The 12767-nt window shown below is 44.3% G+C and carries 15 protein-coding genes; 6 read left to right on the top strand and 9 right to left on the bottom strand.

The window, feature by feature from the left end:
• The first annotated feature begins 349 nt into the window (after positions 1-349).
• From rnhA to nifU, 3 genes are all read left to right on the top strand, one after another.
• A complete protein-coding gene (gene rnhA / locus ACVS9P_RS09830; RefSeq protein WP_452103362.1) occupies positions 350-799 on the top strand; it encodes a ribonuclease HI in 450 nt (149 codons plus the stop codon).
• Between the two features lie 205 nt (positions 800-1004).
• Positions 1005-2207 (top strand): cysteine desulfurase NifS, encoded by a 1203-nt coding sequence (gene nifS / locus ACVS9P_RS09835; RefSeq protein ID WP_452103363.1) that lies wholly within the window; start codon positions 1005-1007, stop codon positions 2205-2207.
• Between the two features lie 65 nt (positions 2208-2272).
• On the top strand, positions 2273-2719 hold the full coding sequence (gene nifU / locus ACVS9P_RS09840; RefSeq protein ID WP_452103364.1) for a Fe-S cluster assembly scaffold protein NifU: 447 nt from the start codon (positions 2273-2275) through the stop codon (positions 2717-2719).
• 89 nt (positions 2720-2808) lie between these two features.
• Here nifU and ACVS9P_RS09845 read toward each other — a convergent pair whose 3' ends face one another.
• The 9 genes from ACVS9P_RS09845 to ACVS9P_RS09885 all read right to left on the bottom strand — a co-directional run bounded on the left by ACVS9P_RS09845 (position 2809) and on the right by ACVS9P_RS09885 (position 9038).
• Positions 2809-3033: a hypothetical protein gene (locus tag ACVS9P_RS09845; RefSeq protein ID WP_452103365.1), complete on the bottom strand. Its 225-nt coding sequence runs from the start codon at positions 3031-3033 to the stop codon at positions 2809-2811.
• A gap of 19 nt (positions 3034-3052) precedes the next feature.
• Positions 3053-3703: an SdpI family protein gene (locus ACVS9P_RS09850; RefSeq protein WP_452103366.1), complete on the bottom strand. Its 651-nt coding sequence runs from the start codon at positions 3701-3703 to the stop codon at positions 3053-3055.
• Positions 3700-3969 (bottom strand): autorepressor SdpR family transcription factor, encoded by a 270-nt coding sequence (locus ACVS9P_RS09855; protein ID WP_452103367.1) that lies wholly within the window; start codon positions 3967-3969, stop codon positions 3700-3702. The genes ACVS9P_RS09850 and ACVS9P_RS09855 overlap by 4 nt, the downstream gene beginning before the upstream one ends.
• A 69-nt stretch (positions 3970-4038) precedes the next feature.
• Positions 4039-4449, bottom strand: coding sequence for a Holliday junction resolvase RuvX (ruvX, locus tag ACVS9P_RS09860; protein WP_452103368.1), 411 nt, complete (start codon positions 4447-4449; stop codon positions 4039-4041).
• Positions 4446-5129, bottom strand: a complete 684-nt coding sequence (locus ACVS9P_RS09865; protein ID WP_452103369.1) for a histidine phosphatase family protein — start codon at positions 5127-5129, stop codon at positions 4446-4448. Before ACVS9P_RS09865 ends, ruvX begins: the two co-directional genes overlap by 4 nt.
• Positions 5123-6037, bottom strand: a complete 915-nt coding sequence (locus tag ACVS9P_RS09870; protein WP_452103370.1) for a dihydroorotate dehydrogenase — start codon at positions 6035-6037, stop codon at positions 5123-5125. The genes ACVS9P_RS09865 and ACVS9P_RS09870 overlap by 7 nt, the downstream gene beginning before the upstream one ends.
• A complete protein-coding gene (locus ACVS9P_RS09875) occupies positions 6034-6789 on the bottom strand; it encodes a dihydroorotate dehydrogenase electron transfer subunit (protein ID WP_452103371.1) in 756 nt (251 codons plus the stop codon). The genes ACVS9P_RS09870 and ACVS9P_RS09875 overlap by 4 nt, the downstream gene beginning before the upstream one ends.
• Positions 6786-7718: an orotidine-5'-phosphate decarboxylase gene (gene pyrF, locus ACVS9P_RS09880; protein ID WP_452104703.1), complete on the bottom strand. Its 933-nt coding sequence runs from the start codon at positions 7716-7718 to the stop codon at positions 6786-6788. The genes ACVS9P_RS09875 and pyrF overlap by 4 nt, the downstream gene beginning before the upstream one ends.
• 39 nt (positions 7719-7757) lie before the next feature.
• Positions 7758-9038: a dihydroorotase gene (locus ACVS9P_RS09885; protein ID WP_452103372.1), complete on the bottom strand. Its 1281-nt coding sequence runs from the start codon at positions 9036-9038 to the stop codon at positions 7758-7760.
• A gap of 370 nt (positions 9039-9408) precedes the next feature.
• Between ACVS9P_RS09885 and ACVS9P_RS09890 the strand changes: the two genes are divergently transcribed.
• The 3 genes from ACVS9P_RS09890 (at position 9409) to pepV (ending at position 12754) form a co-directional block, all read left to right on the top strand.
• Positions 9409-10827, top strand: coding sequence for an alanine/glycine:cation symporter family protein (locus tag ACVS9P_RS09890; RefSeq protein WP_452103373.1), 1419 nt, complete (start codon positions 9409-9411; stop codon positions 10825-10827).
• 80 nt (positions 10828-10907) lie between these two features.
• Positions 10908-11228 (top strand): DUF3870 domain-containing protein, encoded by a 321-nt coding sequence (locus ACVS9P_RS09895; protein ID WP_452103374.1) that lies wholly within the window; start codon positions 10908-10910, stop codon positions 11226-11228.
• Between the two features lie 155 nt (positions 11229-11383).
• A complete protein-coding gene (gene pepV, locus ACVS9P_RS09900; RefSeq protein ID WP_452103375.1) occupies positions 11384-12754 on the top strand; it encodes a dipeptidase PepV in 1371 nt (456 codons plus the stop codon).
• The last annotated feature ends 13 nt before the right edge of the window (positions 12755-12767 follow it).

Genomic DNA, 12767 nt, shown 5'->3' on the forward strand with positions numbered 1-12767 from the left:
TTTGGAGCCTATTTTTTCCTGCATCCGGTGCCAAGAAAAAACAAAATACTCCTTTATTTTTAATTTTTTAAAATAAGAACGCTTACCAAAAAATCCACTTTTATCAAAGAGGATTTGATATCAAGTTTTAGACAAAATTTCCTTTTTCTCACACAAAATACAATTAAGCCGAACACATATATCAAAACTATTGTACATGGATTCTAAAACGGTGTCAAGCCGTCGCATTTCTCTTTTTCGAGTATTCCCACAAAACGGGAAAAGTAATCGATTTAATGTGGAATCCATGTTATAATAAAAAAATAAAATTTATGTTTTTCGATATATTCTGAAAGGAACCTCTTATCTTATGAAAGAAGTCACAATTTTTACAGACGGTGCTTGTTCCGGCAATCCCGGCCCCGGAGGTTGGGGTGCCATTCTTTCTTATAATGGAAAAACAAAAGAGCTTTCCGGCGGTGCAGCTCAAACGACCAATAATCGCATGGAACTGACCGGCGTAATTGAAGCGCTCCACTGTTTAAAAGAACCTTGTCTAGTAACCCTGACCAGCGATAGTCGATACGTCTGCGATGGAATCAATAAGGGGTGGGCACGCTCTTGGAAACGAAACGGCTGGCGTAAAGCCGATAAAAAGCCGGCTCTTAACTCTGATCTTTGGGATCAGCTTTTACAGCTTTTAGAACGCCACAAGGTCACTTTCTGCTGGGTAAAAGGACACGCCGGCCATCCGGAAAATGAGCGCTGCGATCAACTGGCAGTTGCACAATCTGTTAAATACCGTTCTCAAAAGGAATAAAGTCAAAAAAATATAGAAAGATACTAAAAAAGATGAAATGTTTTTCGTCTTTTTTTATTTTTATTTTATATTTCTATTATTTTAGTAGGTTTTTTGAAAAAGCCCTTGAAATGTATACTAAAATGGTGTACATTAGTCTCGTAAAGAATTCAATTAGATCTGCAGAAGCAATTCTGCTCAATTTTAAAATGAAGAAGGTAGAAACATGGACAGACTAATTTATGTAGACAATTCCGCAACGACGCCGGTTTCTCCTGAGGCTTTAAAAGCCATGGAGCCTTATTTTATCGAAGGATTCGGCAACGCTTCCAGTCTCTATTCTGTAGGCCGCAAGGCAAAGAAAGCTCTGGAAGAGGCCCGTGCATCCATTGCCGGATGTTTCAACGCAGAACCTGATGAAATCTATTTCACTTCCGGCGGAAGCGAAGCAGACAACTGGGCCATCAAAGGGGTCGCTCACCTGATGGCCAAAAAAGGAAAAAAGCATATTATCACCAGTAAATTTGAGCATCATGCAGTTCTTCATACCTGTGCCGTCCTGGAAAAGGAAGGATTCGAAGTCACCTATCTGAATGTGCATCATAACGGTCTTGTGCGCCCGGAAGAACTGGAAGCAGCCATTCGCCCGGATACTGCGCTTGTCACGATCATGTATGCGAATAACGAGATTGGCACGATTCAGCCGATCCCCGAAATCAGTGCGATCTGCAAAAAGCATGGTGTCCTTTTCCATACGGATGCCGTACAGGCTGCAGGAAATATTCATATCGATGTAAAAGCACAGAATATCGACATGCTCTCCATTTCCGCACATAAATTTCATGGTCCAAAGGGTGTTGGTGCTCTTTATATTAGAAAAGGAATTATTCTGCCGAACTTGATTGAAGGCGGCGCACAGGAAAAAGGCCATCGTGCCGGCACAGAAAATGTCGCCGGAATCGTTGGAATGAGCGTAGCACTTAAGAATGCCTGCGACCATATCGATGAAAAGGCTGCCCGTCTCTCCAAGATGCGTGACCGTTTGATTGACGGCCTGCTCAAAATTGAGCGCAGCCACATCAACGGAGATCGTGAGCATCGGCTGCCCGGCAACGTAAACATGTGCTTTGAAGGTGTCGAAGGAGAAAGCCTTCTGCTGCAGCTTGATCTGCGTGGTGTCTGTGCTTCTTCCGGGTCTGCATGCACTTCCGGAAGTCTGGACCCAAGCCACGTACTTCTCTCCATCGGACTTCCGCATGAGATTGCTCATGGCTCTCTGAGAATTTCTTTCGGCGACCAGAATACCGAAGAAGATGTTGATTTTCTTCTCCAGGAAGTTCCCAAGATTGTCAACTATCTGCGCAGCTTCTCTCCGCTATGGGAAGAAATCAAGGAAGGAAAAGTGCATTTCCCAATCAATTACGACTGATAAAATTAGGCGTGAAGCTTTGGTTTGCTAAAAATATTTTTAAATGAATTTTAGGAGGAATCAATATGGCATATAGTGAGAAAGTAATGGATCATTTCGCACATCCTCGCAATGTTGGCGAAATTCCAGACGCAAATGGTATTGGTGAAGTAGGCAATCCCCGCTGCGGCGATATCATGCGGATGTATATTAAAGTAGAAAACGATATTATTACCGATGTTAAATTTAAGACCTTTGGCTGCGGTGCAGCAATCGCCACCAGCAGCATGGCAACAGAACTGATCAAAGGCAAAAGCATTCGGGACGCTTTGAAGCTGACGAACAAGGCAGTTATGGAGGCTCTGGATGGACTTCCGCCGGTGAAGGTACACTGTTCTGTTCTAGCGGAACAAGCAATTAAAGCAGCCGTCGGCGACTACTATAAGCGCAAGGGGATCGACCCGACTCCATTTGTCGGTGAAATTCCGGAATGCGAGTCCTGTGCTTGTCCGACTTCGATCCCAACAAAATAAAGTCCCTTAAAAGTTAAAAGCAGCCAATCAGTATCAAAGAACTGATTGGCTGCTTTTTGCTGCACTTATTCTTTTTTCTCGACTACTGCTCATCTAAAAAGGAGAACACAGGCAACCACCAAAAATGCAATTCCTGCTCCACCGCAAATCAGTGCCGAAAGCCGATAATTTTCTTTTGTTTTTAGCTCTTCCCGCTCTTTTTCCGAAGCCGAAAAGTAGGTCAGTGACCAAACAGGTCCCTTTTCCATTGCGCACATTCCCGCAAAAATTAACAAAACTGCCGCAAGAACCATTAAAACAATTCCGAGCGCCATTTTCTTTACTTCCCTTCCTTTAAGGTTTCGGATTCTGCTTCCGATAGCAAAAATAAGAATAAACGACCGGTGAAATTAACAAAATTCCCTCACCAACAAACGCCGCTGTCTTCCAAAAGGCAGGTAAAAAAGCTGAAAGAATCATCAAAAAACCGGCACAGAAAAAGGCCTTTCCCCCAAAGCGATGCGTACAATACCAAACCTCTTCATTCGCAAGTGTCCACGGTGTACGAATCCCGCAAAACCAGTTAACGCGAAATTTTGGCATCAGATTTCCTAAAATGACAAATAAGCATCCTACAATCAGCATAACGGCTGTTCCCATATCAAATTTCATGCCGCGGCACCATAAGATCACATAAATTTCCATCATCAGCATAAACAGACAAAGTACCAGCTGGATGATGTTATATTGCCGTCCAAATTTTTGATAGTTTTCCTTTTTGGGATCAATCTTTGGCAGTATCCGAAGGAAAATCAAAAGTGCCAACATGAAAAGCGGATAAAAAAAGATGGCCCATTTTCCATCTGTTGAATCTGCTTCTCCTGTAATACCCCAGTGCGTGGGGATCTGCTCCGGCAGACTGGGGTAAGAAACAGCCGCTACTATCAAACCGATTAAAACAATACTAATCAGTCCAAAAATATCTTTCTCAAAAATTCGTTTCACTTTTTCTCCCCCGTAAATTTGGTTACCCACGCCATCAATTCTTCAAAGACGCTTAGATTTAATTCATAATAAACAAATTTTCCTGCTTTTTTATCCCGAACCAGATCAGCTTCTTTTAAAATCGCAAGATGATGCGAAACCGTAGCGCCTGTCAGATCAAAATGATTTCCAATATCCCCCGCCGACCGGCTACCACTTTTCAACAGCTCCAAAATATCTCGCCGAGTGGGATCCGACAGCGCTTTAAACGTTTTTTGAAACGCCATATTAGACCCTCTCTTTCTAATCATTTAGATAATCATCTAATAATTAGTATATCAATTTTTGGATAAAAGTCAAGAATGCGCGCTCAAATAATCCTGTAAGATGATCGTTGCAGCGACGGCATCAACAACCGCTTTCCGCTTTTTTCCACGCACATTTGTATCGTTAAGATAAGTATGAGCCACCATCGTTGTACACCGTTCATCCTGCAAATGAACAGCAGCCGAAACCTTCTCCGAAAGCTTCTGCGCAAAATCTCGTGCGTTCTGAGCGCTTTCGCCCTCTGTTCCGTCCATATTTTTTGGAAGACCGACCACAACGGCACCGGCACCGGTTTTTTCCACCTGCTCTGCCACTTGAATCAAAAGTTTATCCCAGTTATAAGACGGCAGCACCATCAGAGGAGAAGCTAAAATTTCTCCTTCGTCACAGATCGCAAGGCCTGTGCGGGCATGTCCCAAATCGACTGCAAGAATCTTCATGACGGTTCCTCCATCTGATTTTCTTTTTTCCACCAACCCTGATGTGCAAAAACAGAAACTTCCGGAGTCAAATGAGAAGCATCATTTAAAAGCACAATTTTGGGGAGATCCTTTGGGGATGTAAACTTCAAAACGCTGACGGCTGTATTATCGCACCAATCCACCTCGTTGATCTGCTCTAGCTTTTTCCCCATTGCATGGCAGAGAAGATTCCGGATTGCGCAGCCATGGGAAACGACCGCAATGGTCTTCCCCTGATTTTTCTCCACAATGTCTTCCATTGCCTGCCAAGTTCTATCATAGACCTGCCGCATGGTTTCGCCATGAGGCGCCACAAATTTCCACGGCGCCTGATACCACTCTTGATTCTGCTGCGGAAAATTCTTGGAAAAATCATCCCATCGGGTTCCTTCGCAGTCGCCTCCGTTAATTTCTTCCAAACGGGGATCTGTCTGAATTTTGAGCTTATGATACCGACCGACAGCCTCTGCTGTACAGTAAGCACGTTTTAAAGGGCTCGAATAAATGGCATCCAACGGCAGATTGCGGCAGCGAATGCTGAGCAGATCGAGCTGTACTCTTCCATTTCCGCTGACATCACAGTCTGTATGCCCCTGAAAAGTACCATTCGTATTGCCCTGCGCCTCGCAATGCCGAATCAGATAAACTGTTGTCACCATGGCTGCACCTTCCCGGTTAGCTCACTGATATTAGAAATTCCGTTTTTGCTGAGATATTGCTCAAGTCCTTCCAGGATTTTTACCGGCGCATAAGGGTCATGAAACAAGGCTGTCCCAATCTGAACCGCAGACGCACCCGCAAGGAACATCTCCACCACATCCTGCCAAGAAGTGATTCCCCCTAGGCCGATCACCGGAATTTTCACCCGAGAAGCCGCTTCAAAGACCATTCGTACCGCTATCGGAAAGACAGCCGGGCCGCTTAATCCTCCGGTGTTATTGTGTAGAATTGGACGACGGGTTTTTAAATCGATCCGCATTCCGGTAAGGGTATTGATCAAAGAAATTGCATCGGCGCCGCCCAACTCTGCTGCTGCAGCGATATCTGCAATATTTGAGACGTTAGGTGAAAGCTTTACAATCAGCGGCTTTTTGCAAAACGCTCGCACTGCTTTTGTAATTTTCTCTACGCTTTCGCAGGAGGTTCCAAAAGCTGCCCCGCCTTCTTTAACGTTCGGGCAGGAAATGTTGAGCTCTATCAGATCGACTTCCGTTTGGGAAAGGCGCTGTGCCATCTGACAATAATCGTCCACCGTACTCCCCGCAATATTTGCAATGATAATGGGACCCTGCTGTTTGATCCATGGCAGATCTTCCCGAATAAAATGCTCTACACCGGGGTTTTGAAGCCCGACAGAATTAAGGATTCCGCTGGGCGTCTCCGCAATTCTCGGTGGTGGATTTCCCGCACGTTCCTTTAAGGTAAGCCCTTTGCAGGAAATTCCTCCAAACGTTTTTAACGGATAAAACTCTGCAAATTCCCGTCCGAACCCGAAAGTGCCGGAAGCTGCAATCAGAGGATTTTCAAAATCGACCCCCGCAATGTTTACATGCAGACGTTCACTCACAGAACCACCTCCTCTGAGAAAAAGACTGGTCCATCTTTACAGACATGGCCATAATAGCTTTCTCCGTTTGCTCTCTTAAGTTCCACGGCACAGCCAAGGCATGCGCCTATCCCACAGGCCATGCGTTCTTCCAAAGAAATCCAGCATGGCTTGTTCATTTGTTTACATAATTTTGATACTGCTTTCAGCATTGGTTTTGGGCCACAGGCATAACAAATATCAAACGAAGTTTCCTCCAAAAAATCGGCAGCAAACCCATGACGGCCAAAGCTGCCGTCATCCGTTGCAATTTTGACAGTACTCCCCGCAGCGGCAAAATCCTTTTCCAAAATCACTGCTTCTTTAGAACGGAACCCCAAAGCTGCGGTCCCGTTTTTTCCGTATTTCTGTGCAAGTCCCAAAAGTGGAGGAACACCGATTCCGCCCCCGACGAAGATGGCCTTTTTCTGAGGATCTTCCACCGGAAATCCATTCCCCAACGGAGCCAAAAAATCGAGCGTATTTCCTACTTGAAAATGGGAAAGGAGTTGGGTTCCTTCTCCACGGATCTGAAAAACAAAGCGCAAACAGCCATTCTCGGCGCTGCAGATTGAGATTGGCCGACGCAGAATTTTATTCGGCACCAAAATATTTGCAAACTGTCCTGGTTTCACCATAGGAGCCAATGTTGGAGCCTCTACGGTAAAATCAAAAATGTCCTGTGTCAATACTTCTTTCCGAATAACGGTCCCATGCCAAACATCATACTTCATGCTTTGATTTCTCCGATCTGAGAAAGAATATCCTCTTTCATACGCATTGCTTCCCGTGCCGCTGCTTTTGCAAAATATTGTTCTTCTGCACTGGCCTGCTGCCATGCGGTCATAATGCTTCTGGAAGCGTTGACGATCGCTCCAAGCCCTTTTTCGTCAAAGGCAGGTGCAACGTCTTTGGCGCCGCCGCCTTGCGCACCGTATCCCGGGACAAGGAAAAAGGTATGGGGAAGCTTTTTGCGCAGTTCCGAAAGCTGCGCAGGATAAGTCGCGCCCACAACACCACCAACTCTGCTATAGCCATACTTTCCGATCGTTTCGGCACCCCATTTTTCGCAGAGCATTCCGACTGTAGAATAAAGCGTCTTTCCTGTTTCCAATTTTTGATTCTGCAGTTCACCGGAGGAAGGATTACTCGTTTTAATCAGAACAAAGACATCACGATCGCGCTCTTCACAGACCGGCAGAAGTGGTTTAATTCCGTCCGCACCCAGATAAGGATTCACTGTCAAAGCATCGCTGTCAAAGGCTGGAACCAATTCTCCCTCTACCCCAACAACACCGAGATGTGCTTTTGCATATGCTTCCATGGTTGTTCCGATATCGTTTCTTTTTCCGTCTGTAATGACAAACAAACCTTTTCCCTGTGCATATCGAATGGTCTCATAAAGTGCTCTCATTCCCTGCCAACCATATTGTTCATAATAGGCGCACTGAGGCTTGACCGCCGGAACAATCGGAGAAATTGCATCAATCAACCCGCGGTTAAACTGCAGAATTGCGTCTGCCGCTCCCTCTAAATTTTTTCCGTATTTGGAAAAAGAGGCGTTTTTAATAAAATCCGGGATATAGCTCAATTTAGGATCAAGCCCTGCTACTGTCGGATTCTGTTTTGCAATGATTGCGTCGATCAGTCTATCCATTATTATCGCTCCTTTGAATTTTCCGATTTCGGGGAAAATAATCTCTTATGAATCTATAAATACACATTTTCCATTCAAAAAAGTACGCTCTACCTTTCCAAAAAGCGTTTTTCCTTTAAATACCGCATTTCGGCTTTTCCCGTGCAGAGAATTCGGATCTACCCGCCAGCAAAAATCCGGATCAAAAAGAATCAGGTCGGCAGGCGCTCCAACTGCCAGAGTTCCCGCAGGCAAGTGCAGAATTTTTGCCGGAATGGTGCTCATCTTCTCCAAAAGCTGCATCATGGAAAGGAATCCCGGCCTCACAAGATAAGTGATCCCCGCCGCAAGACTGGTTTCCATCCCGACCGCTCCATTTGGAGCCTTTAAAAAGTCTGTTTTCTCCTGCGGAGTATGCGGTGCATGGTCTGTTGCAATCACTGCAATCGTTCCATCCTGCAGACCCTTTATAATTGCCAGACGGTCCTTTTCCGTTCGAAGCGGCGGGCTCATCCGCGCATCTGCGTCTCTTTTCAGAAGTTCCTCCTCGGTCAGTGCAAAATAATGCGGCGCCGTTTCGCAGGTAACAGGAACTCCTCTTTTCTGATAATCCCGAATCAGAGAAACGCTCTCCTTGGTACTGACATGGCAGATATGCACGCCGACTTCATAAGCAGCTGCCAGTGCTAATTCCCTTGCAGTCCCGCAGTCTTCTGCTGCACGCGGAATTCCCGGGATACCCAGTTCTCTTGAAACAATCCCTTCATTGATCTTTCCATTTTTCGTAACATCGAGATCTTCACAATGTGCTAAGATAGGGGCTCTGAGCTTTTTAGCCTCCTGCATGGCAGACGCCATCATCGAAGTATGAAGAACCGGCCTTCCATCATCAGAAAACGCGATTGCTCCAGCCTTTTTTAAGGCTGCAAGATCTGTTGGGATCTCCCCTTTGAGTCCTTTGCTGATCGCGCCTGCCGGATAAACATGCGCATCTGCTTTTTCTGCTTTTTTCAAAACATATTCAATTGTTTCCGGTGAATCAAGTGCAGGATTTGTATTAGGCATACACAAAAGGCTTGTCACCCCACCCGCTGCAGCAGCACAGCAGCCGGACAAAATATCTTCTTTTTCCATAAAACCAGGATCTCTCAGATGAACATGCATATCAACTAGTCCCGGAGAAAGGATCAGTCCCTTACAATCAATCCGTTCTGCCTTTTCCGAAGCCGTCTGATCAGCTTCTCTGCAGAGCGCAGCAATCCTACCGTCCCTGCAGAGAAGGCTCCCCATTTGATCCAATCCGGCTGCAGGATCCATCAAGTGTGCATTGATAAAAAGCAGTTCCATGAGATTCTCCTGTTCTAATTAAATTTTTGTTTTTATTATACTATATTTATAGACTCTTTTACAGAGATTTTTCTATGAAATTCCTTCCTACCCCCAAGCGACACACTCTTCAAAAATGCGTTCTCGATAATTTGTTATATTGACTATAAATTGTTTTGACTGTTTATAATTTATTACAAATATTACACTTTCCTCTTGACAAAGAGATGTTACGGAACAATAATAAAGCCATCTTAGCAATCGGCTGCTTCATTTAATAAACGCCATAAGGTTACTCTTATGTTTCAAAAATGAAAACCAGCAAAGAAAAAGTAAAAAACTTTTTCTTTGCTGGTTTTTTATTTTTATTTCAGAAAAGAGAGAAATGCATATGGAAGCTGTTACGAACATTCTAACACAAATTCAATCCGTTGTTTGGGGGCCGCCTACTCTGATTTTACTAATCGGAACCGGGCTGTATTTCACCATACGATTACATCTTCTGCAAATTATAAAGCTGCCCCGTGCGATGAAAGCGATCTTTGAAAAAGAAGAAGGTGCAGGGGATGTTTCGGCTTTTGGCTCTCTCTGCACCACGCTGGCAGCCACCATCGGCACCGGCAGTATTGTTGGCGTGGCGACAGCGCTGCGAATCGGCGGACCGGGTGCCATGTTCTGGATGTGGATCTCTGCTTTTGTCGGAATGGCCACTAAATACGCAGAAGGATTGCTTGCTGTCAAATACCGTTCTCTTGATGAAAACGGGCACATCGCCGGCGGACCAATGTATTACATTCAAAATGGGCTTGGGGAAAAGTGGATCTGGCTTGCAAAAATGTTTGCATTATTTGGAGCAATCACCGCTCTACTGGGCTGCGGTACTTTTCCGCAGGTTAACGCCATCACGGAATCGGTACATGATTCATTCGGAACGCCGGTTTGGATCAGCGGTCTTATCATTACCATAACAGTCGCTGCTGTCATTCTGGGCGGTATCGGTTCTATCTCGAAAGTAGCAGAATTCGTAGTACCGTTTATGGCCGGGTTCTACATTTTCGGATCTCTGATTATAATAATACTGAATCGAGAAGCGATTCCGCAGACTTTTTCCAATATCTTTTACAGCGCATTTCACCCGACTGCTATGCTCGGAGGTGCGGCAGGCACCGGCATTATCTCGGTCATGACCTCAATGCGTACCGGTGTTGCGCGCGGCGTCTATACCAATGAAGCCGGTCTTGGTTCTTCTCCTATTGTAATTGCAGCGGCCAAAAGTAATTCCTGTGTACGACAAGGACTGATTGCCATGACCAGTGTATTTTTTACGACGATTATTACCTGCACAATGACAGGAATTGTAATTTTAACAAGCGGAATGCTTAACAGCACAGATTTAAGCGGAAGTCCACTTGCCAACGCAGCCTATAACAGCAGCCTTCCTGGTGGAATCGGGACATATCTCATCACAATCGGAATTATCTTCTTCTCCTTCACTACCATTATCGGTTGGTCTTATTACGGAGAACGCTGTATGGTTTATCTGACAAACAGCGTTAAATGCATTCGTCCTTTTAAAGCAGCTTATCTGATTGCAATCGCACTGGCTCCTTTTCTTTCTCTGGAACCCATCTGGCTTTTAGCCGATATTACAAATGCCTTGATGGCTTTTCCAAATTTAGTAGGCCTTTTGGGACTGAGAAATGTTGTAATCGACGAAACACATACTTTTTTCCATCAAATAACGCCTCACACAGAAATTTCCCTAGAAAAATCGGACTCAAAGAATGAAACCGTGATATGTAATGGATAAAGTGCACAAATCTTGCAATATTAAGTTGACTTTATAATCTATTTTAGATATAATTTAAAAAAGGAGGTCGGCAAAAGGCTATGGAAAAGCAGTCCCTTTTTATTGTAGGAGAAGCCAGAACCAATGTAGAAAATGCCATCACCAAAATATATGGTTCTTTTTACATGGTATTTGAAATTAACCCTCTAACGGATAAAATCATGGATATGAACTGTACACATTCTCTGGATTTGACAGAACGTTTTATTCAAAAAATTTTTATTGGAAAATCGATTACCGCCGACTTGCCTATTCTTGAAAAAGAACTAAACAGACGATATTATGGTTCTTCAGAAAAAGCTATCTTGGCCTCGATGAAAGATGCCAGTAAAAAATATTTGGCGGCAAAAGCAAAACTCTAAATACATCGTAATTAAATTTAAAAATTTGATTTTTGCTGTTTCATTCTGCGAATATGCTCTGCACACATATTGGAAGCTTTTTGAAAACCAGCAAAGACAGAACTCTTTTGCTCTGTCTTGCTGGTTTTCATTTTTATTTTTAGGAGGAAATTATCATGAATATAAACGATTGGATTGACTCTCAAAAAGATGCCCTCACCAAAGATCTGCAAAAATGCATTCAGATCCGCAGCGTCTACGAAGACGATAAAAGTGGATATCCATATGGGGAAAAAGTGCAGGAATGTCTACAGTATGTACTAAGCCTTGCAAAGGATATGGGCTTTGCGGTACAAAATTGGGAGAACCACATCGGTTGGTGTGAATATGGAAACGGTCCAAAAATGGTGGCTGTTCTAGGACATCTCGATGTAGTCCCAGAAGGGGAAGGCTGGAGCATTCCTCCTTATGAAGGCCTAGTAACAGACGGAAAGATTTACGGCAGAGGTTCTATGGACGATAAAGGGCCTACGATAGCAGCACTCTATGCACTCAAAGCAATCAAAGAATCCGGTCTTCCCCTCAAGCACCGCATCCGAATTTTATTCGGTGTAAATGAAGAAACCGGCAGTGCTGATATGAAATTCTACATCAAAAACGGCGGAGAGATCCCGGTAATGGGATTTACTCCTGATGGTGAATATCCTGTAATTAACGGCGAAAAAGGATTAATTACCGAAGAATATACAAAGAAGCTCACGCAAAGCGGTAATATCAAACTTCTTCATTTGCAGGGCGGCACCGCACACAATATTGTTCCTAATCATGCAACAGCTGAATTTACATGTTCTCCTATCCTTACCGAAAAAGCATTGGCTTTAAAAGAAGAGAAAGTGACTGTTTCTCGCACTAATACCGGATTTAAAATAGAAGCTGCCGGAATCGGTGCCCACGGCGGCACTCCATGGGAAGGAGAAAATGCGATCGGTCGATTAATGCTTTCGTTAAGCCATCTTCCTCTTACGGGGGACATCGCGCAGGCAATTCAATTTCTCGCAGAAAAAATTGGCATGGAATGCGATGGAAAATCCCTCAAAATTGCAATGGAAGATCAGGATTCCGGCCCGCTCACCTTTAATTTAGGCATTGTTTCGGGAGACGAGCATAAAATTTATGTAAAAATCAACTATCGTTATCCAGTCTCCAAGAGTTTCGACGACTGCGGCCCGATTGTAGAAAAAGCTTTCGCAGAAGCAGGTTTTGAGCGCACTTCCCTTACTCATAAAAAGAGCCTTTACATGGCACCGGATTCAGAACTAGTTCAGAAACTTTTGAAAGTCTATCGGCAGCAAACTGGGCAGGATGCGAAGCCGAAATGTATCGGCGGCGGTACCTATGCAAAGACGATCCCGAACACACTCGCTTTTGGTCCGATCTTCCCGGGAGACGAAGTGCGGGAACATAAGCCTGATGAATTTATGGAAATCAGCCGCCTCATTGAAAATTGTAAAATCATCGCAGCAGCGATGTATGAATTAGCCAAATAAGAAAGGAGAATTT

This window comes from Caproicibacterium sp. NSD3 (assembly GCF_053613275.1).